23 protein-coding genes are annotated in these 24,575 nt (G+C 59.4%); 13 read left to right on the top strand and 10 right to left on the bottom strand.

Features of this window, described 5'->3' with window-relative positions; all coding sequences use genetic code 11:
• Nucleotides 1-87: 87 nt before the first annotated feature.
• The 8 genes from lepA to GSF27_RS04360 all read left to right on the top strand — a co-directional run bounded on the left by lepA (nucleotide 88) and on the right by GSF27_RS04360 (nucleotide 6,644).
• Nucleotides 88-1,887: a translation elongation factor 4 gene (gene lepA / locus GSF27_RS04395; RefSeq protein ID WP_160966077.1), complete on the top strand. Its 1,800-nt coding sequence runs from the start codon at nucleotides 88-90 to the stop codon at nucleotides 1,885-1,887.
• Nucleotides 1,888-1,959: 72 nt separating this feature from the next.
• On the top strand, nucleotides 1,960-2,802 hold the full coding sequence (gene lepB, locus GSF27_RS04390) for a signal peptidase I (RefSeq protein ID WP_160966075.1): 843 nt from the start codon (nucleotides 1,960-1,962) through the stop codon (nucleotides 2,800-2,802).
• A 28-nt stretch (nucleotides 2,803-2,830) separates the two neighbouring features.
• Nucleotides 2,831-3,235, top strand: a complete 405-nt coding sequence (locus tag GSF27_RS04385; RefSeq protein ID WP_160966073.1) for a DUF4845 domain-containing protein — start codon at nucleotides 2,831-2,833, stop codon at nucleotides 3,233-3,235.
• Nucleotides 3,207-3,926, top strand: a complete 720-nt coding sequence (gene rnc / locus GSF27_RS04380) for a ribonuclease III (protein WP_237457347.1) — start codon at nucleotides 3,207-3,209, stop codon at nucleotides 3,924-3,926. The genes GSF27_RS04385 and rnc overlap by 29 nt, the downstream gene beginning before the upstream one ends.
• Nucleotides 3,926-4,831 (top strand): GTPase Era, encoded by a 906-nt coding sequence (gene era, locus GSF27_RS04375; protein ID WP_160966071.1) that lies wholly within the window; start codon nucleotides 3,926-3,928, stop codon nucleotides 4,829-4,831. The genes rnc and era overlap by 1 nt, the downstream gene beginning before the upstream one ends.
• A gap of 11 nt (nucleotides 4,832-4,842) precedes the next feature.
• The gene (gene recO / locus GSF27_RS04370) at nucleotides 4,843-5,562 is read left to right on the top strand and encodes a DNA repair protein RecO (RefSeq protein ID WP_160966069.1); all 720 of its coding nucleotides are present in this window, start codon (nucleotides 4,843-4,845) and stop codon (nucleotides 5,560-5,562) included.
• Nucleotides 5,559-5,936: a holo-ACP synthase gene (gene acpS / locus GSF27_RS04365; RefSeq protein WP_160966067.1), complete on the top strand. Its 378-nt coding sequence runs from the start codon at nucleotides 5,559-5,561 to the stop codon at nucleotides 5,934-5,936. The genes recO and acpS overlap by 4 nt, the downstream gene beginning before the upstream one ends.
• A 48-nt stretch (nucleotides 5,937-5,984) precedes the next feature.
• Nucleotides 5,985-6,644, top strand: coding sequence for an energy-coupling factor ABC transporter permease (locus GSF27_RS04360; RefSeq protein WP_160966065.1), 660 nt, complete (start codon nucleotides 5,985-5,987; stop codon nucleotides 6,642-6,644).
• A 36-nt stretch (nucleotides 6,645-6,680) separates the two neighbouring features.
• Here GSF27_RS04360 and GSF27_RS04355 read toward each other — a convergent pair whose 3' ends face one another.
• On the bottom strand, nucleotides 6,681-8,096 hold the full coding sequence (locus GSF27_RS04355; RefSeq protein WP_160966063.1) for an ATP-binding protein: 1,416 nt from the start codon (nucleotides 8,094-8,096) through the stop codon (nucleotides 6,681-6,683).
• Entirely contained in the window at nucleotides 8,093-8,782 is a 690-nt protein-coding gene (locus GSF27_RS04350) for a response regulator transcription factor (RefSeq protein WP_160966061.1), read from the bottom strand. The genes GSF27_RS04355 and GSF27_RS04350 overlap by 4 nt, the downstream gene beginning before the upstream one ends.
• A gap of 206 nt (nucleotides 8,783-8,988) precedes the next feature.
• Between GSF27_RS04350 and fldB the strand changes: the two genes are divergently transcribed.
• Nucleotides 8,989-9,531, top strand: a complete 543-nt coding sequence (gene fldB, locus GSF27_RS04345) for a flavodoxin FldB (RefSeq protein WP_160966059.1) — start codon at nucleotides 8,989-8,991, stop codon at nucleotides 9,529-9,531.
• 33 nt (nucleotides 9,532-9,564) lie between these two features.
• Here the strand turns inward: fldB and cmoB are convergent, their stop codons facing one another.
• Both cmoB and cmoA read right to left on the bottom strand, forming a co-directional pair.
• Nucleotides 9,565-10,560, bottom strand: a complete 996-nt coding sequence (cmoB, locus tag GSF27_RS04340) for a tRNA 5-methoxyuridine(34)/uridine 5-oxyacetic acid(34) synthase CmoB (protein ID WP_160966057.1) — start codon at nucleotides 10,558-10,560, stop codon at nucleotides 9,565-9,567.
• Between the two features lie 48 nt (nucleotides 10,561-10,608).
• On the bottom strand, nucleotides 10,609-11,346 hold the full coding sequence (gene cmoA, locus GSF27_RS04335; protein ID WP_160966055.1) for a carboxy-S-adenosyl-L-methionine synthase CmoA: 738 nt from the start codon (nucleotides 11,344-11,346) through the stop codon (nucleotides 10,609-10,611).
• Between the two features lie 229 nt (nucleotides 11,347-11,575).
• Here cmoA and arfB point away from each other — a divergent pair, with 229 nt between their 5' ends.
• A complete protein-coding gene (arfB, locus tag GSF27_RS04330; RefSeq protein ID WP_370462558.1) occupies nucleotides 11,576-11,989 on the top strand; it encodes an alternative ribosome rescue aminoacyl-tRNA hydrolase ArfB in 414 nt (137 codons plus the stop codon).
• Here arfB and GSF27_RS04325 read toward each other — a convergent pair.
• The 5 genes from GSF27_RS04325 to GSF27_RS04305 form a co-directional block, all read right to left on the bottom strand.
• A complete protein-coding gene (locus GSF27_RS04325; RefSeq protein ID WP_160966053.1) occupies nucleotides 11,986-13,407 on the bottom strand; it encodes a deoxyribodipyrimidine photo-lyase in 1,422 nt (473 codons plus the stop codon). The genes arfB and GSF27_RS04325 overlap by 4 nt on opposite strands.
• A 44-nt stretch (nucleotides 13,408-13,451) precedes the next feature.
• Nucleotides 13,452-14,426, bottom strand: a complete 975-nt coding sequence (locus GSF27_RS04320; RefSeq protein WP_160966051.1) for a DUF523 and DUF1722 domain-containing protein — start codon at nucleotides 14,424-14,426, stop codon at nucleotides 13,452-13,454.
• Between the two features lie 51 nt (nucleotides 14,427-14,477).
• Nucleotides 14,478-15,515: a ferrochelatase gene (gene hemH / locus GSF27_RS04315; RefSeq protein WP_160966049.1), complete on the bottom strand. Its 1,038-nt coding sequence runs from the start codon at nucleotides 15,513-15,515 to the stop codon at nucleotides 14,478-14,480.
• An 86-nt stretch (nucleotides 15,516-15,601) separates the two neighbouring features.
• Nucleotides 15,602-16,594, bottom strand: a complete 993-nt coding sequence (locus GSF27_RS04310; protein ID WP_160966047.1) for a histone deacetylase — start codon at nucleotides 16,592-16,594, stop codon at nucleotides 15,602-15,604.
• 92 nt (nucleotides 16,595-16,686) lie between these two features.
• Entirely contained in the window at nucleotides 16,687-17,127 is a 441-nt protein-coding gene (locus tag GSF27_RS04305) for a hypothetical protein (protein ID WP_160966045.1), read from the bottom strand.
• A gap of 176 nt (nucleotides 17,128-17,303) precedes the next feature.
• On the opposite strand from GSF27_RS04305, the gene GSF27_RS04300 reads away from it, so the two are divergent.
• Nucleotides 17,304-19,142, top strand: a complete 1,839-nt coding sequence (locus GSF27_RS04300; RefSeq protein ID WP_160966043.1) for an ABC transporter ATP-binding protein/permease — start codon at nucleotides 17,304-17,306, stop codon at nucleotides 19,140-19,142.
• A 10-nt stretch (nucleotides 19,143-19,152) separates the two neighbouring features.
• Here GSF27_RS04300 and GSF27_RS04295 read toward each other — a convergent pair whose 3' ends face one another.
• Complete coding sequence (locus tag GSF27_RS04295; RefSeq protein ID WP_160966041.1) at nucleotides 19,153-21,894, bottom strand: response regulator; 2,742 nt, start codon at nucleotides 21,892-21,894, stop codon at nucleotides 19,153-19,155.
• Between the two features lie 320 nt (nucleotides 21,895-22,214).
• Between GSF27_RS04295 and cysM the strand changes: the two genes are divergently transcribed.
• Both cysM and GSF27_RS04285 read left to right on the top strand, forming a co-directional pair.
• The gene (gene cysM / locus GSF27_RS04290; RefSeq protein WP_160966039.1) at nucleotides 22,215-23,114 is read left to right on the top strand and encodes a cysteine synthase CysM; all 900 of its coding nucleotides are present in this window, start codon (nucleotides 22,215-22,217) and stop codon (nucleotides 23,112-23,114) included.
• A 2-nt stretch (nucleotides 23,115-23,116) separates the two neighbouring features.
• The gene (locus GSF27_RS04285; protein WP_160966037.1) at nucleotides 23,117-24,499 is read left to right on the top strand and encodes a TRAM domain-containing protein; all 1,383 of its coding nucleotides are present in this window, start codon (nucleotides 23,117-23,119) and stop codon (nucleotides 24,497-24,499) included.
• The last annotated feature ends 76 nt before the right edge of the window (nucleotides 24,500-24,575 follow it).

Genomic DNA, 24,575 nt, shown 5'->3' with positions numbered 1-24,575 from the left:
CTGATTTCACGCCCTTCAGGGGTGGCCGCCAGAGCCCGATTCGGGTGGTTGCCAGCCGCGGGCTTTTACTAGGTAGCTGTACAGACTGTGACCGACCTCAGCCATATCCGCAATTTTTCCATTATTGCCCATATCGACCATGGCAAATCCACCATCGCTGACCGTTTTATCCAGATATGTGGCGGCCTGTCCGACCGCGAAATGGCGGCTCAGGTACTGGATTCCATGGACATCGAGCGCGAGCGGGGCATTACCATCAAGGCCCAGAGCGTGACGCTCGACTACAGGGCGCGAGATGGCAAAACCTATCAGTTGAATTTCATCGACACCCCCGGCCATGTGGACTTCTCCTACGAGGTGTCCCGTTCCCTCACGGCCTGTGAAGGGGCGTTGCTGGTGGTGGACGCTGCGCAGGGTGTGGAGGCGCAGTCGGTAGCCAACTGCTACACCGCGATCGAACAGGGCCTTGAGGTGATTCCGGTCCTCAACAAGATCGACCTGCCGGCGGCGGAGCCGGAGCGCGTCTCGCAAGAGATCGAGGATATTATCGGTATCGATGCCACCGAAGCGGTGCGCTGCAGCGCCAAGTCGGGTATCGGTGTGGAGGATGTGCTGGAAGAGCTGGTGCGTCTTGTGCCGCCCCCGGAAGGTGATGTCGATGCACCGCTGCAGGCGCTGATTATTGACTCCTGGTTCGACAACTACCTGGGTGTGGTCTCGCTGGTGCGGGTGCGTCAGGGTACCCTCAAGGTCAAGGACAAGATCATCACCAAGTCCATCGGCAAGGCGCATGTGGTCGACAGCGTTGGTGTATTTACCCCCAAGCGCAAGGAAACCGGCGTGTTGCGGGCCGGTGAAGTGGGTTTTGTGGTGGCGGGCATCAAGGATATCCAGGGCGCGCCCGTGGGTGACACCCTGACCCACAGCAATACCCAGGATGTAGCCGCCGTGCCCGGTTTCCAGAAAGTGAAACCGCAGGTATACGCGGGCCTCTTCCCGGTCAGCTCCGATGACTACGAAGCCTTCCGCGATGCGCTGGCCAAACTCACACTCAACGATGCGTCGCTCTTCTATGAGCCCGAAAGTTCGGACGCCCTCGGTTTTGGTTTCCGCTGCGGCTTCCTCGGCATGCTGCACATGGAGATTATCCAGGAGCGCCTGGAGCGGGAGTATGACCTTGACCTGATCACCACCGCACCCACCGTGGTGTACGAAGTGGAGCTCAATAGTGGTGAGGTTATCTACGTGGATAACCCCTCCAAGCTGCCGGACCCGGGTGTCATTGCGGAAATGCGTGAGCCCATCTGCGAAGCCAATATCCTGGTGCCGCAGGATCACCTGGGTTCCGTGATCACCCTGTGTATTGAGAAGCGCGGGGTACAGAAAAACCTGCAGTATATGGGTAACCAGGTGTCGGTGACCTATGAGTTGCCGATGAACGAAGTGGTGATGGATTTCTTCGATCGACTGAAGTCTGTAAGTCGTGGTTTTGCGTCACTGGATTACAACTTTGTGCGCTTTGAGCCATCCAGGCTGGTGCGGTTGGATATTCTGATCAACGGCGAAAAAGTGGATGCGCTGGCGCTGATCGTGTTCCGCGATAACGCGCCCTACAAGGGACGTGCCTTGGCGGACAAGATGAAAGAGCTGATTCCGCGGCAGATGTTTGATGTGGCCATCCAGGCAGCCATCGGCGGCCAGATTGTCGCCCGTACTACGGTCAAGGCGCTGCGCAAAAACGTCACGGCCAAATGTTACGGTGGTGATATTACCCGTAAGAAAAAGCTGCTCGAAAAGCAGAAGGCGGGTAAGAAACGCATGAAGCAGGTCGGGCGCGTGGAAATTCCGCAGGAAGCATTCCTGGCGGTGCTCAAGGTCGATTCCTGATCCTGATCCTGCCGGGGCTGAGTGCCGCACTCTTTCCCGGCAGTGATACAACCATTGAGGACCTAACCCTATATGGATATCAATTTTCCACTTGTACTGGTGATCGCTGTTTTCGTTACCGGTATTGTCTGGCTGCTGGATGCCCTGTTGTGGGCTGGCAAACGCCGGCAGGCTTTGGCTGCCGTGGAGCAGCAGTTCAGCACGCTGGAAGTGACCCCGACGTCTGAGGATGCTTACCTGCAGGCTCGGGAGCTGGCGGCGAAAGAGCCGGCCATGGTCGAATACTCCAAATCCTTCTTTCCCGTACTGTTTATTGTACTTGTGCTGCGTTCTTTCCTGGCGGAACCGTTCCAGATACCGTCGGGTTCCATGATTCCGACCCTGGAAGTAGGGGACTTTATCCTGGTCAACAAGTACACCTACGGCATTCGCCTGCCGGTACTGGGCACCAAAGTGATCGATGTTAACGAACCTGAGCGCGGAGATGTGATGGTGTTCTTCCCGCCACACAAGCCGGACACTTACTATATCAAGCGCGTTGTCGGTATGCCGGGGGATGAAATCCACTACCTCAACAATGTGCTCTATATCAACGGTGAGCAGCAGTCGCAGGACCTGGTGGCATCCCTGCCACCGGGGGCGCCACAGCTGCAGGTGATGGATGAGAACCTGGGCGGTGTTGTACACCGTATGCAGAAGGGCATCCGGCCCGGGCAGTTCGGTGTCGCCGGTCATTGGATTGTGCCAGAAGGCCACTACTTCATGATGGGTGATAACCGCGACAATAGTCTCGACAGCAGGGCCTGGGGGCCTGTGTCGGAAGAGGCCATTGTCGGTAAGGCCTTTGCCGTGTGGATGCACTGGGATTCGTTTTTCAGCCTGCCCAGCTTTGGCAACGTGGGATTAATCAAATAACTATAGTTCTGTCACTAGGGGGCGTTGCGTGTATTCCATTACTCGACAAAAGGGGTTGTCCATTTCCGGCTGGCTGTTGGTTCTGCTGGTGGGCTCGTTTTTTATGCTGTGTGCCTTCCGTATGGCACCGGCCTACCTGGATAACAGCTATATCCAGGATGGATTGCTCAGTTTTTCTGAAACCGAGAAGAAGATAGACGAAATGTCAGACAATGATTTTCGTCGTCATATGTCAGATTACATGCTCATGAATAATGTGCGTGAGCTGTCCGCCAAGCAGCTCAAGGTACAGCGTGAGAGGGACCGTATTCTGCTTAATTTCAACTATGAAATTCGGGTGCCCATTGTCTATAACATTGATGTGGTGATGACCTTCACCAACCAGTGGGACAGTTCCCGCCCGTTTGACTGCTGCAAGCCTGCCGGTGAATAACTCGATTATCAAACAGCGGCTGTTACAGCGCCTCGGTCACCAATTCAGTGACGGGAGCCTGTTTGAGCTGGCCCTGACGCACCGCAGCTGCGGTGCGGAAAACAACGAGCGCCTGGAGTTCCTCGGTGACTCCATTCTGAACTTTGTGGTTGGGGCTGACCTGTTCGAGCGTTTTCCCGAGGCGAGGGAGGGGCAGCTGAGCCGCTTGAGGGCGCAGATGGTAAAGGGCGAAACGCTGGCGGAAATTGCCCGCGAGTTCGATCTGGGCCCGTGCCTGAACCTGGGTGAGGGGGAGATGAAGAGCGGTGGTTTTCGCCGTGACTCCATACTCGCGGACGCCGTAGAAGCCCTGATCGGTGCCATTCATATGGATGCCGGTCTGGACGTGGCTCGTGAGCGTGTGCTCTGCTGGTTTGCCAGTCGCCTCGATGCGCTGGCGCTGGAGAGCAACCGCAAGGATCCCAAAACCGAGTTGCAGGAGTTTCTGCAGGCAAGGCGCCTGCCGCTGCCACAGTACACTGTGGTGGAATTGGGCGGAGAGGCCCACGCGCAGACTTTTACCGTGGAGTGTCACTGCACCTTGTTGAAAGAAGCTACAGTCGGTGAGGACAGCAGTCGTCGCGGCGCTGAAAAGAAAGCCGCTGCGCTGGCACTCAAGAAGATTGCCGAGTCCCAGGCGGGAGGACGCTAATGACCAGCGAAAATCCGGTGAGCCGCTGCGGCTACGTAGCCATTGTTGGCCGGCCCAATGTGGGCAAGTCGACCCTGCTTAACCATATCCTTGGGCAGAAGCTCTGTATTACCTCCCGCAAGCCCCAGACCACCCGCCATAACTTGCTGGGCATCAAGACCGAAAATGGTGTGCAGGCGATCTACGTCGATACTCCCGGCCTGCACCAGCAGCACGGCAAGGCCATCAATCGCTATATGAACAAGGCCGCCACCACCGCCTTGCGGGACGTGGATGTGGTGATCTTTGTGGTGGACCGCCTGCAGTGGACCGATGAGGACGAGATGGTGGTCAAGCGCCTGCAGAACCTCTCCTGCCCGGTGATTGTGGCGGTCAACAAGGTGGATCGGCTGGAGGACAAGGACGAGCTGCTGCCGCATATCGCCCTGTTGCAGGAAAAACTCGGCATCAATCGTATTATCCCTATTTCTGCCTTGCGGGATAAAAACCTGGAGCTGCTGGAGCGGGAGGTTGAGCAGTGTTTGCCTGAGGGCACACATTTCTTCCCGGAAGACCAGATCACCGATCGCAGTTCCCGCTTTCTGGCGGCAGAGATTGTGCGGGAGAAAATTACCCGGCAGCTGGGCGATGAATTGCCGTACCAGATGACGGTTGAAATCGAAGAGTTCAGCCATCAGGGACATATTATCCATATTGGCGCACTGATTCTGGTGGAGCGTGACGGCCAGAAACGTATCCTCATTGGTGACAAGGGAGCCCGTATCAAGCAGATCGGCGAGCAGGCACGTATGGATATGGAGACGCTGTTTGACTGCAAGGTGATGTTGCGCACCTGGGTCAAGGTGAAGTCCGGCTGGTCCGATGACGAGCGCGCCCTGCGCAGCCTCGGCTACGATGACCTCTGACAGGTCATCTCATGCGTGTCGAGCTGCAACCCGCCTATGTGCTGCACGCCCGGCCTTACAGTGACAGCAGCCTGATCCTGGATTGCTTCACTGAAGAGTTCGGCCGGCTCTCCCTGCTGGCCAAGGGGGCGCGCAATCCCAAGTCACGGCAGCGCCAGCTGTGCCAGCCATTCCAGCCCCTGATCCTGTCCTGGCAGGGCAAGAGCGATCTCAAGACCCTCACGCACATCGAACTGCAGGGCAGTAACTACCAGTTTCTGCAGGGCGACTATCTCTACAGTGGTTTCTACCTGAACGAGTTGCTGATTCGCACACTGTCCGTTGGCGACAGTGCGCCCGGTGTTTATCAACTCTACCGAACGGCCCTGGGCGAGCTTCTGCAGCAGGCGCCACTGGAGCCCGCTCTGCGGCGCTTCGAGCTGGCGTTGCTGGCGGAAGCCGGTTATGCCGTCGATCTGCAACGGGAAGCGGATCATCAAACTCCCCTGCGGTCACAAGCTTGTTACCACTGGTATCCGGAAGCAGGCTGGGTAGCCGTACCGGGGGACGCAACGGGGACATTTGAGGGGGCGCACCTGCTGGCCATTGGTCGCGATGAGCTGGACAATAGCGATGTACTGAAATCGGCCAAACGCCTGTCGCGTATGCTGTTGAAGCCCTTGTTGGGGGATAAGCCGTTGCGCAGCCGGGAACTGTTTGGGCCGCGAAATCACAAGGGTGAATTGCAATGATCGTGGGGCTGGGTACGGATATCGTTGAGTTGAGTCGAATCGCCGACAGCTACGAGCGGCTGGGCGAGCGTTTCGCCGCCCGTATCCTGACGCCCAACGAGCTGCTGGAGTTCGGGCAGACCCGGCACCGGGTGGCTTTTCTCGGCAAGCGCTTCAGTATCAAGGAGGCGGCTGTGAAAGCGCTGGGCACCGGAATTGGCCGTGGCATTTCCTGGCAGCATATGGAGGTGGGCCATGACGAACTGGGCGCGCCATTGCTGATTTTTTCCGGCGCCGCTGCGGAGGTCATGAGTGCCCGCGGAGGTGTGCGAGCCTGGGTCAGCGTAGCCGACGAACGTCACTACGCCACGGCCACGGTGGTTATCGAAAACTGAGTGACCACGGGCCGGCTGCGGCCTGTTGAGTGCCAGGTGAGGGACGCTATGTTATTTGTCTACCACGGCGGTTGGCATTACTGGATTCTCGCATTGGCGTGTGTGTCGCTGGCGCTGCTGTGGAGTGGCTGGCGTGCCCCATGGCGACAATTGCTGAGTGCGCCGGCCAGGCAGCACGCGTTTGCATTGACTGTTCTCGGGCTGGCACTGATGTGGCAGCTGAAGGTAGTGGTGGAAGCCCAGTTTGTGCTGCACCCCCTGCTGATGATGTGGGTGGTGGTGGTATTTGGTCCGGCGCTGGCGTTGTGGGCGGGAACCCTGGCTTTTGTCCTCAGTGCGCTGTTCAACGGGGAGCTGGGCTGGTGGTCGTCGGTACCGTTGCTGACCACGGTTCTGGTGCCGGTTGCAACCGGTGCGCTGGTGTTACAACTGATCGATCGGCTGCGTTGGCGCAATCTGTTTGTCTATATGCTTGGCGGCGGCTTTTTTGGCGCCATGGTGACGGTGCAGGCCATGGCGCTGGTGCAGTGGCTCTACATATTCCTGCTGGGGCCGGAACCGCTGCTGGTGATCGCCAGTGACTACTACTACCTGACGCTGTTGATGATGTTTCCGGAGGGCTTTATCAACGGCGCCATCGTTACTACCCTGACGGTGCTGGCGCCTGACCTGGTGAAAACCTTTAACGACCGCGAATACCTGCAATAGTCAGCGGTGGGCAGGGCAGGCTCGATCAGGCTGCCATCAGGCGCGGCTGTCGTCGCCGGGTATTTCCGGCAACGATACCACAACCCGCAGGCCTCCACCGGAGTTATTCTCGGCATGGATCCGGCCACCATGGAGGACCACTGTACGCTTGGCGATTGCCAGCCCCAGCCCGTAGCCGCCACTCTTGCGATCCCGTGCCTCATCGGTGCGGAAGAAAGGTTCAAATATATCCTGCAGGTGCTCGTCCGCCACACCGGGGCCACCGTCGCTGACGATCACCTGGGATTGGCCGTCGGCAGCGCGTTTCAGTATGACCGTAATGGTGGTGCCTTCGTGGGTATAGCGCACGGCGTTGCGCATAATATTGTCAAATACCCCGGCCAGTGTCGAGCTGCGACTGGCGATGAGGGATTCTCCCAGGTGATCAACCAGTTTGATCGTCACTGACTTCAGCGCCGCTTCTTCCCGGTTATAGGTGACGATACCGTTGATCAGGGTACACAGATCCACCACATCGTTCAGCTCCCAGTCCCCCTGCTCGGCAATGGGCAGGGCGAGAATCTCACTGATGACATCGTTGAGGTAGTCGGCGGCGTGCTTGATGCGTTCCAGCTCACCGGTAATTTCGCTGTTGGCCCGTTGCTGGGCAATAGCCAGGGCGACCTGCAGGCGAGCCAGCGGCGAGCGCAGCTCGTGGGATACATCCTTAATCAGCCGTTTCTGCTCCAGCATACTCTGTTGCAGTTTTGCGGCCATATTGTCGAACGCCTGTCCCAGCTCACCGATCTCCCCGGGGCGGTCATGCAGTTCGTCGGCGACGCGCACGTTCCAGTCACCCTGGGCAATGCGCTTGGTGGCTTCCTTGAGGATACCGATATCAACGGTGATGTATTTCGCCAGGTAAAAGCAGGCGGCACCACTGATGAGAATATCCAGCAGCAGGATATGCCAGAAGCTGCTGAGGAACATACGCCAGCCCATGTAGCTCTCTTTGGGGGAGAGCACCACCAGCCGCATGGGTGTGCCATCACTGAGGCGGAACAGTCTGCCCTGGTAGTTCACGTCGCCAATGTGTTGGCGTGAAAATGGCGACTCTTCTGTGAGGGCGTGCAGTATGGCGTTGACATTGGGGGGCAGGGGGCGTTGCAGCAGATCCTTGTCTTCAGGGTTCACCAGGTAAAAGTTGTAGGTGACCCAGTTGGGCATGGAGCGGATGCCGGCTTCCACCTGTTCATAGTCATAGTTGACGGCGTCGCTGACTACTTCCCGCAGCAAACGGTCGCCGGCGCCGTAGGCGCGATCACGATCGTAACCGGAGAAGTGTTTGTTGGGGCCGAGATCCAGGAAGTGCACGATCAGGTTGGAGCCCACCAGCATGGCAATGGTGACCAACCAGAAACCGACAAAGATTTTTACCGACAGGCGGTTGATGGCACGCAGGTTAAACTTCATTTGCGGGTGAGCATGTAACCGGCGCCGCGGATATTGATGATCAGCTCCTTGCTTGCCCCCAAGGTCGAGAGCTTCTTGCGGATGTTGCTGACGTGCACATCAATACTGCGGTCATAGGGGGTGAGTTTGCGGCCAAGGGCCTTTTCTGTCAGCACTTCCTTGCTGATGACTTCGCCAGCCGAACGCATCAGCAGCTCCAGAACGGTAAATTCGGCACCGGTGAGCGGCACAGTCTGGTCGCGGAAAAGGGCGGAGTGGCTCTTGGTCTGGATCACCAGCTCGTCGACCACGATTTCACTGGCGGGCCTGGATTCTGCTGGCGTATCGTCGAAACGACGCAGGATGGCCCGTACCCTGGCCACCAATTCCCGTGGGTTACAGGGTTTGGGCAGGTAGTCATCGGCCCCCATTTCCAGTCCTACAATCCGGTCGACAGTCTCGCCCTTGGCGGTCAGCATCAACACCGGGGTACGGCTGCTGTCGCGGATTTTGCGCAGCGCTTCCAGGCCGTTCATTTGCGGCATCATCACATCCAGTACCACCACATCGTAATCCCCGGCCAGGGTCTTGCTGACGCCACTTTGGCCGTCGTGGGCTACCTCGACGTCAAAGCCTTCGGTCTGCAGGTATTCCTGCAGCAGTGCGCAGAGTTCCTGGTCGTCATCGACCAACAGCAATTTATTCATATCGTTCCGGGAGTACTGGATTGTTCATTGGGGGCAAGTGTGCATGATCCATACAGATCTGTCATCGGAACCCGCTGATATCTAACCCTTCTTAACGGTGTAGTTAGGGTGTCGCTACAGTGTAAGTCGCAGCAGCCGGCCCGGTTGCTTTAGCCAGGCAGAATTGGGAAAATCCGCCCTCCCAACACGGTTCCGAGGGTAAGTGAGTGGCACAGATAGGTCTGTTTTTCGGCAGCGACGAGGGTAATACCGAGGCGGTGGCACAGCGTATCCAGCAACGACTGGGTGAGGCGCTGGTGGAGGTGCACGATATTGCCGACATTACGCAGCTGGAATTTGCTGACTACAGCTACCTGATCCTGGGGATTCCCACCTGGGACTTTGGCCAGATTCAGTCCGACTGGGAAGAGTTCTGGGACGATCTGGCCGAGATTGACTTCAGTGGCAAGACGGTGGCGCTCTTCGGACTCGGCGACCAGTTTGGCTATGGCGACTACTTCCTCGATGCCATGGGGATGCTGCACGACGTTATCGTGGCCCATGGAGCCCGAGTGGTGGGGCAGTGGCCTACAGAGGGTTACGACTTTGATGCGTCCAAGGCGCTGGCGGCCGATGGCAAGCACTTTGTGGGCCTGGGCATTGATGAGGACCAGCAGGAGGACCTGACCGCGGGTCGACTCAACCAGTGGTGCGTACAAATCCTGGCGGAAATGGACATTGATGCCGGGGTGGAAGAGCTGGACGACTGACCCGCCGCCAGGTCCGGGCCAGGCCCCGGACTATCAGGGTGATTCAGCAATAAATACCGCGCGCAGCGGCGCCGGGTGTCCCTCTACCGTGCGTGACGGATCTTCGGGATCAAGGAACTCGGGCAGGGAGTGAAACGTCATCCAGTCCGTAGATCGCTGCTCATCCACCGATGTCGGTGTCACATCCACCACCCGCGGGTTGCTGAACCCGCACTTGCGCATCCAGCCCAACAGTGTCTCGCAGCTGGGCAGAAACCAGACATTGTTCATCTGAGCGTAACGCCCTTCCGGCACCAGCACTTCTCCGGCTCCCCCGTCTATTACCAGAGTTTCCAGCACCAGCTGGCCGCCGCTGCGCAGGGTGGCTTTCAGTTCCCGCAGGTGATCCATGGGGGAGCGGCGATGGTAGAAAACACCCATGGAAAAGGTGGTGTCGAAGGCCCGCAGCTGCTCAGGTAACTCCTCAATGCCTAGCGGCAGCAAATCCACCGCTGCCTCGGGCAGGTACTGTTTCAGCATATGGAATTGAACTACGAAGCGGGGTGAGGGATCAATGCCTATAACCCTGGAGGCGCCGGCGCCATATATGCGCCAGCAGTGGTAGCCATTACCGCAGCCCACATCAAGCACCAGACGACCCTGCAGATCCTGCAGGTGCGGCGCAATACGATCCCACTTCCAGTCAGAACGCCATTCGGTATCGATGTGGATTCCGTGCACATGAAACGGGCCCTTGCGCCATGGAATCAGTGCGCGCAGGGCCTTTTCGGTGGCTTGCTGTTGTTCCGGGGTAATGCCTGCTGTCGCGGAGAGCGATACTTCCTGCTGCAGTTCAATACGGTCGCAGGGCAGCAGTGGTAGCTCGTCCAGGGCCTGCAGCCAGCCGTCCAGGTCACCGTAGCGCTGTTGGTTCAGTGTCTCCGCGATCTGTGCCGGTAACTGCTGCCCCCAGCGCTGCATTGCCAGTTGCGGGTGCTGCTGCAGGGCCTGCAGCAGGGGGGAGTAGTCGATCTTGGGGTGTACACGCATGGGGCTACTTACACGTTGCTGGTTGGTTACACGTTGCTGGTTGGCAGGCTACTTGATGGCGATCATGGAGGCGAAATTAAAGCACTGGAACCAGACATCACAACTGGCAAAACCGGCCTGGCGCAGTCGCTGGCGGTGGGCATCCAGGGTCTCGGGTATCAGAACCTTCTCCAGCGCCGAGCGCTTCTGGGCTATCTCCAGGTCGCTGTAGCCGTTGGCCCGCTTGAAATTGTGGTGCAGCTCGATCATCAGCTCGTCGTGGGCCCGGTCGCCGAAGGTGACCTTTTCGGAGAGAATCAGAACGCCGCCGGGACGCAGGCCGTCATGGATGCGGGCAATAATCCCTGCACGCTCCTCCGGAGCAATAAACTGCAGGGTGAAATTGAGCACCACGACGGACGCATCACTGATGGTAGCGGCCTGCAGGTCATCTAACACCAGCTCCACCGGTACCTCGGCACCGTCGGCGGCCATGATGCTGCGGCACTGTTCGATCATGGCTGCGGAATTGTCCACCGCCACAATGCGACAGCCAGCGGCGCGAATGCGATGGCGCATGGCCAGGGTGGCGGCTCCCAGTGAGCAGCCCAGGTCGTAGCAGGCACTGCCGCTCTGCGCGTAGCGCTCCGCCAGGTTGCCGATCATGCTGATGATGGTGGTATAGCCGGGTACGGAGCGCTTGATCATGTCGGGGAAGACTTCCACCACCTTGTGATCGAAGACGAAGTCCGCCACGTCTCCCAACGGGTTGGCGTAGATGGTATCGGCTGAGTCGGGTTTGGCCATGGTGTTTACATCAGACTGTGGTGAGTGAACTGACAACCGCAGGGTGCAGTACAGGGCGGCAATTTTATACCCCCCTCGATGGGCTCACAAGCGAGGGCAACTGGTGGCCTGTCGGTGGGGAGTTGATTGCCGCTGAGGTTTGGTCAGGGAAACAAGTTTGCTAAAGTGGCGGCGGCCCGGTTGCGTCATTGCTGGTGCAGGGACGGGCAGCTATTTCAGGGGAAGCAGTGTGGGCAGTCAAACACCGGAATATGTCACCGAAGCAGACGTCAGCTGGCACGCCATGCGCGCCCAGGGCTCGGGCGGGCAGAACGTCAACAAGGTCTCTTCCGCGGTGCACCTGCGGTTTGATGTCCCCGCGTCCTCATTGCCGGAGGCGGTGAAAGAGCGGCTGCTGGCGCTCAATGATCAGCGCATCACGACGGAGGGGGTGGTGGTTATCAAGGCGCAGAGCTACCGCACCCAGGAGCAGAACCTGCAGGACGGCCTGTTACGTCTTAATCAACTGCTGGCCAGTGTGTGGCAGGCGCCGAAGAAACGCCGCGCCACGCGGCCCACGCTTGCCGCCAAAAAGCGGCGCCTGGAAGGCAAAACCCGACGTGCCGATGTGAAGCGCAATCGGGGCAAGATCCGTCTGGATTAAGTCCTGCGGCCGGATTCTGCGGCCGCCATCTCTTGCAGCCCACGAAAGCGTTCCAGTACCCGTTCGCGGGCGGCACGGTAATCAATGACCGGTGCCGGATAACCCAGGTGCTCACGCAGGGCGGCGGGTGGATCGTGGATAGCCTTGCCCTCCACGGACGCCAGTTCCGGCACAAAACGACGGATAAAGCGGCCCTCTGGATCAAATTTTTCCGACTGCTTGACCGGGTTGAAGACCCGGAACCAGGGCGACGCGTCACAGCCACTGGACGCGCACCACTGCCAGCCGCCGTTGTTGGAGGGGAAGTCGCCATCCACCAGGCGGCTCATAAAATAGTGTTCCCCGGATTGCCAGTGCTCCAGCATCAGCTTGGTGTAAAAGCTGGCGGTAATCATACGCAGCCGGTTGTGCATCCAGCCGGTCTGCAGCAGCTGGCGCATGGCGGCGTCGACGATGGGGAAACCGGTGCGGCCTTCCTGCCAGGCGTTCACCAGCGCCGGATTGTGCTCCCACTGCAGCGCCCGGGTTTCCGGCTTGAACGGCTGGTTGCGGCTCAGGAACGGAAACCCCGCCATCAGGTAGCGATAGAACTCCCGCCATGCCACCTCCCTTAACCACGGGTCACTGCGCCATTGGCTGCTGTGCTCCTGCACCGCCTGCAGGCACTGGCGGGCACTGATCAAACCGCTGGCGAGGTAGGGGGATACCGTACTGGTGCCGTTGATGGACGGTATGTCACGCCGCTCGCTGTAGTGGTGCAGGCGCTCGGCGCAGAATCGGGTGAGGCTCTCCTGTGCTGCAGCTTCTGTGGCTGGCCACAGGTCCTGCCGATGGGGTTCAGACCCGGGCAGGCATAGGTTGCCCTGTTGGCCGACGGGCTCGCCGATAGCCGCTGGATCCGGTAACAGGTCGCGCACCTGGTCCAGGTATTGTGTCCAGCGGCGGTACCAGGGGGTGAAGACCTTGTACCAGCCCCCTTGCTGGTTTTTCATCAGCTCTGGCGGTAGCAGCAGATCGGCTTCGAAACGGTGAGTGGTGACGCCCGTCGCAGCCATCTCTGCCTCAACCAGCGTGTCCCTTTGTTGCTCAAAGAAAGGTATTTCATTGTTGTACCAGAGATCAGTGGCGCCGTGTTTTTCTGCATGGCTGCGCAGTAGTGCTGCACAGCTCCTGAAGTCGCTGCCCTGCAGGATAACCAGCGTGATGCCCAGTGCATTGAGCCGTGGCTGCAGGTCGTTTAATGCCTGTTGCTGCAATCCCAGTTTTTCAGGGGCATCCCCTTGCAGCTGCCATTGGTCAGGCGCCGTGCAGAATAGGGCTTGCAGCGGCTTTTTGTCCTGGCGTGCGGATTGGGCGGCAAAAAACAGGGCGGGATTGTCTGCCAGTCGCAGGTCGTTGCGCAGCCAAACCAGATGCATCGACAGTTTCCTTGGGGTGTCAGGGGTGAATAGGTAAGAACAGGTCAGAGTTGGTTGGTGAGACCGAGGTCTTCAGGGTAGGGCTGCCAGTAGCGTTGCGCCTGCACGTAACTGCTGCCCTCGCGATCGATGTAGTGACGCAACAGGGTCAGGGGCGTGACCAATGGAATCTTGCCGGTGCGGTAGCGATCGATAATGTCGACAATGTGCTGGCGGGCATCTCCGGGTACGCTGTGTTTCAGGTAGCCGAGCAAGTGCAGCAGCACATTGGCATGGTTTCTCCGTGTGGCGGGCTTCTGCAACGCCTGCATCAATTGGCTGAAGTAGTGCTCCAGTACCTCGGGCAGTGGCTGGTCGTGAGCTTCGGCCAAATAGCGACCCAGGGCTTTGTAGGTGGGTTGGCTGTGGGCCATCAGTACGTACTTGTAGCTGCTGTGGAATTGCAGCAGCTTGTGGTAGGTGGGTGAGGCGCGCACCTCGTGACGGAAATTGTGGTGGGCGTAGACCCGCAGGATAAAGTTCTCCCGCAACTGGTGGTCGTGCAGCCGCCCCTCCTCCTCAATGGGGAGCAGCGGGTAGGCTGCCTGCAGTGCTGCGGCAAAAATACCCTGGCCGCGCTCCTCCCACGGGTAGCCGTTGTCGCGGTAGATTTTGATCCGCTCCAGTCCGCAGCTGGGAGAGTTTTTCATCAATACATAGCCATCCAGCCCGGCAAACTCGTGCATCCTGCCTGCAAAGCCGGCCCGCAACTGAGGGCTAAGGTCCTCTTCCGGATTGGTGCTGTCGCTGTAAACCAGCCGCGGAGCCTGTGGACTGCCAGTCAAGCGCATGGTGGGGCGGGGGGTGCCAAACCCGGCCGCGACTTCCGGGCAGAAACGGGAGAAACTGAAATAGCGGCTGAGGGTGTTCAGGCACAGCCGTGACTGGCTGTGACCGCCGTTATAGCGAACATTGTCCCCGGCCAGGCAGGCGCTGATACCTACCGGAATCTGTACTGCTTCTCCCGCACCGACACTCATGCCGTTGATCACCCCGTAATATTTCTGCCTGAGGTGTAGTACGTGGCAGTGTCAGTTACGGTTTGCCGCTGGTGACAGATTTTCCTGCACCAGCTGGTGCAGCAGGTCGATGTGTTCGTCGGCGTCGTTGAGGCAGGGGATATAGTGAAAACTCTCGCCGCCGGAGGCGATAAACAAGTCGCGGTTTTCTACTTCAATCTCTTCCAGGGTCTCCAGACAATCTGCTGCAAAGCCTGGGCAGAGCACAGCCACCTGCCGCACACCTTCTGCAGGGAGCGCCTGCAGGGTCACGTCGGTATAGGGCTGCAGCCAGGGCTCGCGGCCAAAGCGGGACTGGAATGTGGTTGTCAGCCGGGACTCCTCCAAACCCAGTTGCTCACGCACCAGGCGGCTGGTCTGTTGGCAGAAGCAGCTGTAAGGATCACCTTTTTCCAGATAGGCCTGGGGTGTGCCGTGATAGGAGAGGATAAAGCGGTCCGGCATGCCGTGTGCGGCAATATGCGCACGAATGCTGTTACACAGGGCGTCGATATAGGCCGGGTGCTGGTGATAGCCATTGATAAACGTCAGGCCTGGCACCCAGCGCACCTGCTGCAGGTGCTGGCTGAGGGCATCAAAGGTGGAACCGGTGGTGGCGCCACAATATTGCGGGTAGAGGGGCAGGACGATGATGTTGCGCACATTCATCTCGCTCAACTGCTGCAGGGCACCGGCCAGTGACGGGTTGCCGTAACGCATGCCCATCACCACGGGCACCACATCGGCGCCAGGGCTGGCGTCCAGCCGTTGCTGCAGTTTGTGGGCCTGGCTGCGGGTGATACGCATGAGGGGGGAGCCATCTTCTCGCCAGATGGCGGCGTAAAGCCGCGCTGATCGTGCCGGCCGGAAGGGCAGGATAAACAGGTTCAGTATCAGCCACCACAGCAGGCGGGGTACTTCCACCACCCGGGGGTCACTGAGGAACTCCCGCAGGTAGCGTCGCAACGCTGGTGCGGTGGGCTCGTCCGGGGTGCCGAGATTGGTCAGCAGGACTCCGGTGCGCGGTGACTGGCCCTGGTGGTCATACTGGGTTTGTCCGATAAAACTCATCTGGCAATTACTCTGGTTGCGGGCCCGCGGCCGTAAGCAGGGTGGCTGGTTATGTGCAGGCATTCTCTTTGGCTGGGGGACGGGGGTCAATCCGCCAGCCTGCCTTCGTTGCCGACGCTGACGGTACGCCCAATTCCGGAGGACGGATCAGGCACGCCGGGCGCATGGAGGCGGAAGGCTTCTTCAAATACCATGCTGTGACGTCGCGCCAGCGCCTCGCGGTCGTTATCGTAACCGCCGCCAATCACCACCGCTACCGGGATGCCCTTGCGTTGGCACAGGCTGAGTACGGTGTTTTCCCTCTGCCTGAGTCCCTCCAGCGACACCTCCAGCAGTCCCAGGGGATCGCCACTGTACACATCTACCCCGGCGTCGTAGATAACCAGCGCGGGGCGGCTGCGCTCAATGGCGTGCAGCAAGGTGCGTTCAACGGTGTGCAGGTATTGATCGTCGCCGGTACCGGTGGGCAAGCCTACGTCGAGGTCACTGCTGGCCTTGCGCACCGGGAAGTTGTTTTCGCAGTGTATGGAACAGGTAAAGGCACGGGGCTCGTCGGCGAGAATGGCGGCGGTGCCGTCACCCTGGTGCACATCGCAGTCAAAAATCAGTACGGACCCCCGGCCCGGCGCCAGCCCGTCGGGAGAGTTCAGCAAGGCCAGTGCGGTGATGGCCAGGTCATTGAGAATGCAGAAGCCGGAGGCGAAATCCCGATGTGCGTGATGAGTCCCGCCGGCCATGTGGCAGGCAATCCCCTGTTGCAGGGCCAGGGTTGCGGTCAGCAGGGTGCCGTTGGGGGCAATGCGGGTGCGGTGTGCCAGTGCTTCCGACCAGGGCAGACCCATGCGCCGTATCTCTGATGGCGTTTGCCTGTTGTTGAAGAAGCGATCCAGGTAGCCCTGGTCGTGGGCTCGTGCCAGTACGTCATAGCGGGCTTTGCCGGGGCGCAGGGTATTGTCTGCCGTTGCCAGGCCCAACTGTTGCAGTCGCCGGTGCAGCAGACCGAACTTCTCCATGGGGAAGCGATGGTTACCGGGAAAGTCAAAGCTGTAGGCGGGGTGGGTGATCAGTGGAATAGCCATGGGATCCGGGCGGGGATGGAGGGGTGAGCCACGACGCCGTACTCGATGAGCTCTGCACCCGGGTTAACGGGCGCAGCGCAGCAGTTTGGATGTCAGTGCAGCAGATCCGGTTCGACGGTAGGGCGATCGTCGGTGTAGTTGAACTTGAGCACGAAATCTTCTTGTTTGCCCAGGTAAAACACCAGCCCGCTGCGACCTTCTTCCAGGTCGTTGATCACTTCATGGCGCTGGATCTGTATCAGCGACGGGCGTGGTTTGTCCCTCTCCGGAGCCTTACCCAGCACTGTGATCTCTTCCAGATCACCGTGGGTGCCGTCGGTGATTCGCGCCGGGGCAGAGACGGTGACTTTTATTCCCTGCTCATCTTCTTCAATGCTGTGGATGCGAGCCCCCAGGCCGGGCTCTTCATGGCCCGTCTCCAGTTTCAGCTCCTCGGTTTCCAGCGATTTACCCTTCTCCTGCGCCTGCAGGGCGATAGCGCCAAGCAGAGAAACGAGCAGGGCGGGTAACAGTACAACGTTGCGTGCAAACATGATTGGCTCTCTTGTGTCCCTGAGTTTATAGCGGCAGTTTAGCCTATTGCGTGGCGTGTCTCTATTTGTTTGCCGGGGTGCTTGCAGAACTGGATGGTCGAGCGGGTGACTGCGGCCCCGGCCCTGTGGCGTGCTATTCTTGGCGCAGATATTCAGGCAAACAGGGGTAGGGCTGCATGCGCAGTATGAAAACCGATGTCCGCTTCGGCGACGTCAACTGGGGAACCTTGCGGCATTTGCTGCCTCACCTGACCGAATTCCGGCTGCGACTCTCCCTCGCCATGTTGTGCCTGGTGCTGGCGAAGCTGGCCAGTGTCGGCCTGCCCTTTGTGCTCAAGCATATTGTCGATGATCTTGATAGCGCCGGCAGCATGGGCAGCCAACTGGTGTCGGTGCCACTGGGCCTGTTGCTGGCGTATGGCGTGGTACGTTTCTCCAACGTTTTGTTCGGTGAGCTGCGGGATACGCTTTTTGGCAGGATTACCGAACGTGCCATGCGCCGCGTAGGGCTGCAGGTGTTCCGTCACCTGCATTCGCTGGACCTGGATTTTCATCTCAACCGCAAAACCGGCGGCTTGTCCCGCGACATCGAGCGCGGTACCAACGGCATAGCGTTCCTGTTGCGATTTATGGTGTTCAACATCGTGCCGACCCTGCTGGAAGTGGGACTGGTGGTGGGGCTGTTGCTGTGGAATTACGATGTCTGGTTTGCGGTGATCGTGGTTGTTGCAGTGATTGTCTATATCGCCTATTCGGTGATTGCGACCGAGTGGCGCACCCGTTTTATCCGCGCCGCTAACCTGGCGGAGTCGGAGAGCAGTACCCGCGCTATCGACAGCCTGCTCAACTACGAGACGGTGAAGTACTTTACCAATGAGGCCTACGAATCCCGGCACTACGATGACGAACTGGCTCGCTGGGAGACGGCGCGCCGGCAGAACCGCCTGTCCCTGTTTGCCCTCAATGGCGGGCAATCCCTGATTATTGCCGCCGCCATGACCGCGGCCATGGTACTGGCAGCCTATAACGTGCGGGCCGGGGCTATGACGCTGGGGGATTTCGTGTTGATCAACGCGTTTATGATGCAGGTGTTTATGCCGCTTAATTTTCTCGGCTTTGTCTATCGGGAAATGAAAGGCTCAATGGCCAATATTGAAGCCATGTTCCGGCTGCTGCAGGTCGAAGCCCGGGTCACAGATAGTGCAGACGCGAGTCCGCTGCAGGTAGCCGGCGGTGAGATCGAATTTCGCAACGTCAGCTTTCACTATCAGGCCGAGCGTCCGATACTCAAAGGTGTCAGCTTTCGGGTGCCGGCACGGGCCAAGGTGGCGGTAGTGGGCAGCAGTGGCGCCGGCAAGTCGACGCTGGCAAAGCTGCTGTTTCGTTTTTATGACGTCACCGGTGGTGCAGTGCTGGTGGATGGTCAGGATGTGCGTTCGGTGACCCAGCAGTCGTTGCGGCAGGCCATTGGTGTGGTGCCGCAGGAGTGTGTGCTGTTCAACATGAGCTTGTTCGAGAACGTCCGTTATGGGCAGGTGGACGCCACCGATGAAGAGGTGTGGCAAGCGATCCGGCTGGCTCACCTGGAAGGTTTTGTGAAGCAGCTGCCCAAGGGAGCTGACACCCTGGTGGGTGAGCGGGGCCTGAAACTGTCCGGGGGTGAAAAGCAGCGGGTGGCCATCGCCAGGGCGATTCTCAAACGGCCACCGGTGATGGTATTCGATGAGGCGACCTCATCGCTGGACAGCGAATCGGAAAAACTGATCCTGCAGGCGATTCGGGAAATTTCGGCGGAGCAGACCAGCCTGGTGATTGCTCACCGGCTGTCTACTGTCATCGACGCCGACCAGATTGTGGTGCTGGACCAGGGACAGGTGGTGGAGCAGGGGAGTCACGAGCAGCTGCTGCAGCTGCAGGGCCATTACGCCAGGCTATGGGCCCTGCAACAGCGCCAGCCACGCAGCGCTGACAGCGGCGGGGCCGGCACGGTAGCAGACCTGACGGCGAGTCAGTGACTGCAGCGGCTCATGGCGCGGCCTGGGGCGTAACTTCAAACAGGGTATCGAGGTCGTGCTCGTCGGCCCATGAGCGCAGACGCTGAATCGCTTTCACTACGGCGTTGACCGCATCGTCCAGCTGCTCGTGGTAGCCATTGACCAGGTAGTTATCCAGCTGGCCGCTGGCCTGGCGCAGCTCCGGTACGCCGCAGTAACAGCAGCCACCGTAGAGTCGGTGCACACGATCCTGCAGGCTTTGCAGGTCCTTCTGGCGGTAAAGCTCCACAATGGTTTCTGCATCGTCACCCAGTTTACTGGTGAGGTTGTGGAGCATGTCGCGGGCAAGGTCGCTCTTGCCGTTGGCCAGTCGCAGCGCCTCCTGCAGATCCATGATTGCCGACTGGGGGAAAGCCAGGTTAACCGCCGCCGGCGCCGCCAGTGCCGGCTGGATGGAGGGGGCCTTGCCGAGCCAGTGCTGGATAAAGTGCGCCAACTGCTGTTCGCTGATGGGCTTGGTGGTGTAATCGTCCATGCCAGCGTGGCGCAGTTCCGCCATCTGTTGTCCCATGTCGTGGGCGGTCAGGGCGATAATCGGGATACGCTGGTTTTCCGGCTCTGCCTGGCGGATGCGGCGACTGGCTTCCAGTCCGTCCATACCGGGCATCTGCACATCCATAAAAATCAGGTCCACCTTCTGGTGTTTCAGCAGCTCCAGTGCATCCATACCACTCTTGGCGCCGACAGCCTGTACTCCCATGGCCTGCAGGAAGGTGCAGACCAGTTGCAGGTTGGCGGGGTTATCGTCCACCACCATCACCCGTGCGGACTTGTCGATAACCCGCTCCAGGGGTGAATCGCCGGCAGGCAGGTGCAAGGCATCGCGCAACACCTGATAGAGATGATCGTGGGAGAGAGGCAGGAACACCAGGTTGGCCTCCATCTCCTGTACCCGTTCGTTGTAAGCCAACGCAGAGTCGGGCAGGGTGCCGATCACTTTTGGCTGGGACATTTTCAGCAGCGGTTCCAGCTCGCCCACGGTGGTGTCGCGTTTGGGCAGGGCGATCAGCCAGTCAAAGTTATCATTCTCAGCGCCGCGCAGCAGTTTCTGCAGACTGCCGAAGGAGACTACCTTGATACCCCACTGGTTGAGGTAGGTGGTCAACTGCTGGGCAAGTATGGGAATTTCCACCATTACGGCAGCGCGGCGATTGAGCAGGGACTGATACTTGGGCTCAAAGGTGTTCTGCTGAATCGGCAGAGGCAGGCTGAACCAGGCGCAGGCACCGGTTTCCGGGTTGCTGTCGATGTCGATGGATCCACCCATCTTGTCCACCAGCTTTTTGGCAATGGCCAGTCCCAGGCCGGTGCCTCCGCGCAGGCGATTGTCGGAGCCGTCCGCCTGCTGGAAGGCTTCAAACAGGCTGGCTTTACTGGCGTGGTTGATGCCAATGCCGGTATCGGTCACCCGCACCCGGATCTGGGCGATGTTACTGTGCACATCCACCAGCTCGGTGGTGATGAGAATGTGGCCGTGATCGGTAAATTTAATGGCGTTACCGATCAGGTTGGTCAGCACCTGTTTGATCCGCAGTGCGTCACCAATCAGGTTGAGTGGTGTGTCGGACCCCTGCAGTGCCACCAGGTAGAGCTGCTTCTCGCTGGCGGCGGGGGCCAGCACCTGCAGCGTCTCCTCAATGATCTGGCGCAGGTTGAAGGGGGTGCTGTCGAGGATCAGCTTGTCCTCTTCCAGGCGGGAAAAGTCGAGGATGTCATTAATGATGGTCAGCAGGCCCTGGGAGGAGTGGGCAATGGTGCGCAGGTATTCGCGCTGCTGGGTGGTCAGCGGGCTCTTGAGCAACAGGTTGGTGAAACCGAGGATGCCATTAATGGGCGTGCGGATCTCATGGGAGGTGTTGGCGAGAAACTCGGTTTTGATCTTGTTGGCCTGCACGGCTTTTTTACGGGCCAGGTCCAGCTCGATACTCTGGATTTCAACCTGGTCCAGGGTCTCCTGCAGTTCCGAGGTGGCGAGGTCAATCTGTTGGCGGATGTTGTTCTGCTCGTGCAGCAGCCGTTCCCCCAGTTCGTTGACATTGTGGGCCAGGGTCTGCATCTCCACACTGCCGGATACCGGCACGCGGCTCTCCAGATTCTGGCGGTTAAAGTCCTGCAGGGTTTTCTGAACATTGTGGATAGGTACTTCTACCGAACGGGTCAGGCGCCAGGCCATGATCATCATCACGGCAAAGGCCGCCAGCAGGCAGGCGAGGATCAGAGCGGCGCCCTGGTACTGTCGGATAACTACACCAGCGGGGTTGACCGACATTACCAGCCAGCCGTCCTGAATGCTGACGCCGCGCGGGCCGGTGCGCCAGATGGGAACGCTGTAATAGTTGTGACCGGCGTCGCTCCAGTGTTTGAGGGAATCGCTGAGCGAGGACGACAGGTTGATATCGGGGCGCTTACCCTGCTTGATCAGCAGTTCGCCGGAATTGTTGAAGAGATAGATGCCGCTAACGTGAGGCATTTCCAGCATGTCGTCGAAAGCGGTCTGAAGGAATTCGCGATTGTCGGGACTGGTGGCATGACGGCTCATGGTGAGCAGCCAGCGGGTGGCCAGCTGGTTCTGCTCATGTTCTGCCTCTTGCGCGGACATGACATGATTGATAAGTGCCCCGGCGGCAAACAGCGCCAGCGCCAGAGCCAGGGGCAGCACCGCCAGCTGTTGAATTTTAAACGCCAGACTTTTTGACGAAATCGGTAAGCGCACAGTTCTCTCCATAACCTGCTGCAGTGGCCGGGTACAGGGCCTCTCGTTGCGTCTCTGTCCGCTGCCCGGAGAGACTCTTCCGCCAACCCGTAACCTGGCAATATAGCCCGAGGTAATTATACGTCGCAAAGTTTCCATGTCCTGCGACTGGTACTGCAGTGAGTATACCGGCTCCATGGCGGCAGCGCCTGCCCTGTGGTGTGCTTCATCGGGGTGCAATATCGGGGCCTTGCTTTCACCGTTTGCCAATCCCCGTTAAAATGCGGCTCTTGTTCACAGTCAAACCCCTGTGGTTTGGGGTTACGATGGCAGTAGGCTCTATGCATCATCCCGAATTTCCCACCGTTGAATCCTGCATTGGCAATACGCCGCTGGTGCGCCTGCAGCGCCTGCCAGGTGAGACCTCCAATACCATTCTGGTGAAGCTGGAAGGTAATAACCCCGCCGGTTCCGTCAAGGATCGTCCCGCGCTGTCCATGATCAACCGTGCTGAAGCACGGGGTGATATCAAACCGGGCGACACCTTAATTGAAGCCACCAGTGGCAATACCGGTATTGCCCTCGCCATGGCGGCGGCAATCAAGGGTTATCACATGATCCTGATCATGCCGGATAACAGCACCGCCGAGCGCAAGGCGGCCATGGCGGCCTACGGCGCTGAACTGATCCTGGTGTCCCGCGAGGAGGGCATGGAGGGCGCCCGCGACCTGGCCAAGTCCATGGAGGCTCGTGGTGTAGGCAAGGTGCTCGATCAATTCGGTAATGCCGACAACCCGCTGGCCCATTACAACAGCACCGGCCCCGAGATCTGGCAGCAGAGCCAGGGACTGATTACCCATTTTGTCAGTTCCATGGGCACCACCGGTACCATTATGGGGACTTCGGCCTACCTGAAAGAGCAGAATCCGGCTATCCGCATCATTGGCCTGCAGCCGGAAGAGGGCGCAGCCATACCTGGAATCCGTCGCTGGCCGAAGGAGTACCTGCCCAGTATTTTCGACGAGGCCCGCGTTGACCGGGTCATCAACATGGGGCAGGCCGAAGCGGAGCACACCATGCGCGAGCTGGCCCGCAAGGAGGGTATCTTCTGTGGCGTCTCCAGCGGGGGTGCCGTGGCAGGCGCCTTGCGTATCTCGCGGGAAGTGGAAAACGCGGTGATTGTGGCGGTGATCTGTGATCGGGGCGACCGCTACCTCTCCTCGGGCCTGTTCGGCAACTGACCATGGCGCGGCTGTTCAAACCGTCTTCCCGCCGTGTCCCGGTGCAGCGGGAAGAGACCCCCAAAACCTTAACCGTCACCGACCTCAGTTACGACGGCCGTGGTGTGGCCCGTCATCAGGGCAAGGCGGTATTTGTCGCCGGGGCCTTGCCTGGTGAAGTGGTGACGGTGAGTCACTACCGGCGGCACAAGTCCTTCAGTGAATGTGTGGCCAACGACATACTGACGGCCAGCGTTTGGCGGCAGGAACCATTTTGTCCCCATTTTGAAGGCTGTGGTGGCTGCCAGTTACAACACCTTCAACCCGACCAGCAAATCCTGCTCAAGCAGCAACAGGTCCTGAATCTGCTCTCCCGTCAGCACGCCATGGCTCCCCGCAGCCTGCTGTTGCCAATGTCGTCGGCGGATACCGGCTATCGCAGCCGTGTTCGCTTTGCGGTATCCGGGGAACAACAACTGGCGTTCCGGCAACAGGGCAGTGACCAGCTGGTGGCGGTGAGCCAGTGCCAGGTACTGGAACCGGCATTGTGGCCGGTCATGGAAGCCTTGCAGCAGTGGCTGTTGCAATTGCCCCGCAAGTCGGGAGTTACGCACATTGAGTGTTTTACGGGCGCCGGCACGGACGAGGGCGGCAACCAGATCCTGGTTGTGGTTCGCCACACCCGGCCCTTGTCCGCGTCACAGAGGCAGGCCCTGGAGCAGGTGTTGCCAGGCGGGGATTGCTGGTTTCGTGGTGAGAAGAACGGGCCCCTCACGGACGCCTCCGAACGGCCCGGGCAGCCACAGCTGCAGCAGACCCTCACTCTGCCGGAGGGGCTGGAGCCGGTGATAATTCGTTACGGCCCTGATAACTTCAGCCAGGTAAACCGCGCCGTCAATCAGCAGATGGTACTGCAGGCCCTGCAGTGGCTGCAGTTGCAGGCCGGCGACCGGGCCATGGACCTGTTTTGTGGTGTGGGCAATTTTGCCCTGCCCATGGCGCGGCAGGCGGGCAAGGTGCTGGCCGTTGAGGCCGTGGATGCCATGGTGGAAGCCGGGCGCCAAAATGGCGCATTAAACTGCATTGATTCGGTGCATTTTCTGGCACTGGACCTGGAGTCCCAGGCATTGAAGGGGCTGATACGGCAGGAAAAAATCAATAAAGTGTTGCTGGATCCGCCCCGGGCTGGTGCGCGCTTTGTGTGTGAGCAGCTGGCGGCTACTGCCATTGAACGGCTGGTTTACGTCTCCTGCAACCCGGCCAGTTTCGCCCGGGATGCCGCGATTCTCGCCGCTGGCGGTTTTGAGCTGGATTCATTGCGGGTACTGGATATGTTCCCCCACACCTCCCATGTGGAAACTATGGCACTGTTTGTGCGTGGTGGCGTGGCGGCGTCTGTGGGCTGATACTGCTGCAGGCCATAGAGAGCGGGCCCCACGGGTTGGGCACCGAACTGGACACTATAAGAAATGATACAGATAT

Source organism: Pseudomaricurvus sp. HS19 (assembly GCF_009857815.1).
In the GTDB taxonomy this organism is placed as follows: Bacteria; Pseudomonadota; Gammaproteobacteria; order Pseudomonadales; family Cellvibrionaceae; genus Pseudomaricurvus.
The sequence above is the reverse complement of the archived record's forward strand: the minus strand, read 5'-3'. Positions and strand labels throughout refer to the sequence as shown.

What these genes read in the sequence shown, in the direction of transcription:
- GSF27_RS04310 (WP_160966047.1), bottom strand. Translation starts at nt 16,594, where the DNA reads ATGGCTATTCCACTGATCACCCACCCCGCCTACAGCTTTGACTTTCCC.
- GSF27_RS04285 (WP_160966037.1), top strand. Translation starts at nt 23,117, where the DNA reads ATGGCGCGGCTGTTCAAACCGTCTTCCCGCCGTGTCCCGGTGCAGCGG.
- recO (WP_160966069.1), top strand. Translation starts at nt 4,843, where the DNA reads ATGCGTGTCGAGCTGCAACCCGCCTATGTGCTGCACGCCCGGCCTTAC.
- GSF27_RS04355 (WP_160966063.1), bottom strand. Translation starts at nt 8,096, where the DNA reads ATGAAGTTTAACCTGCGTGCCATCAACCGCCTGTCGGTAAAAATCTTT.
- hemH (WP_160966049.1), bottom strand. Translation starts at nt 15,515, where the DNA reads ATGAGTTTTATCGGACAAACCCAGTATGACCACCAGGGCCAGTCACCG.
- GSF27_RS04350 (WP_160966061.1), bottom strand. Translation starts at nt 8,782, where the DNA reads ATGAATAAATTGCTGTTGGTCGATGACGACCAGGAACTCTGCGCACTG.
- GSF27_RS04300 (WP_160966043.1), top strand. Translation starts at nt 17,304, where the DNA reads ATGCGCAGTATGAAAACCGATGTCCGCTTCGGCGACGTCAACTGGGGA.
- acpS (WP_160966067.1), top strand. Translation starts at nt 5,559, where the DNA reads ATGATCGTGGGGCTGGGTACGGATATCGTTGAGTTGAGTCGAATCGCC.
- GSF27_RS04325 (WP_160966053.1), bottom strand. Translation starts at nt 13,407, where the DNA reads ATGCATCTGGTTTGGCTGCGCAACGACCTGCGACTGGCAGACAATCCC.
- cmoB (WP_160966057.1), bottom strand. Translation starts at nt 10,560, where the DNA reads ATGCGTGTACACCCCAAGATCGACTACTCCCCCCTGCTGCAGGCCCTG.
- era (WP_160966071.1), top strand. Translation starts at nt 3,926, where the DNA reads ATGACCAGCGAAAATCCGGTGAGCCGCTGCGGCTACGTAGCCATTGTT.
- GSF27_RS04305 (WP_160966045.1), bottom strand. Translation starts at nt 17,127, where the DNA reads ATGTTTGCACGCAACGTTGTACTGTTACCCGCCCTGCTCGTTTCTCTG.
- lepB (WP_160966075.1), top strand. Translation starts at nt 1,960, where the DNA reads ATGGATATCAATTTTCCACTTGTACTGGTGATCGCTGTTTTCGTTACC.
- cmoA (WP_160966055.1), bottom strand. Translation starts at nt 11,346, where the DNA reads ATGGCCAAACCCGACTCAGCCGATACCATCTACGCCAACCCGTTGGGA.
- GSF27_RS04320 (WP_160966051.1), bottom strand. Translation starts at nt 14,426, where the DNA reads ATGAGTGTCGGTGCGGGAGAAGCAGTACAGATTCCGGTAGGTATCAGC.
- GSF27_RS04360 (WP_160966065.1), top strand. Translation starts at nt 5,985, where the DNA reads ATGTTATTTGTCTACCACGGCGGTTGGCATTACTGGATTCTCGCATTG.
- cysM (WP_160966039.1), top strand. Translation starts at nt 22,215, where the DNA reads ATGCATCATCCCGAATTTCCCACCGTTGAATCCTGCATTGGCAATACG.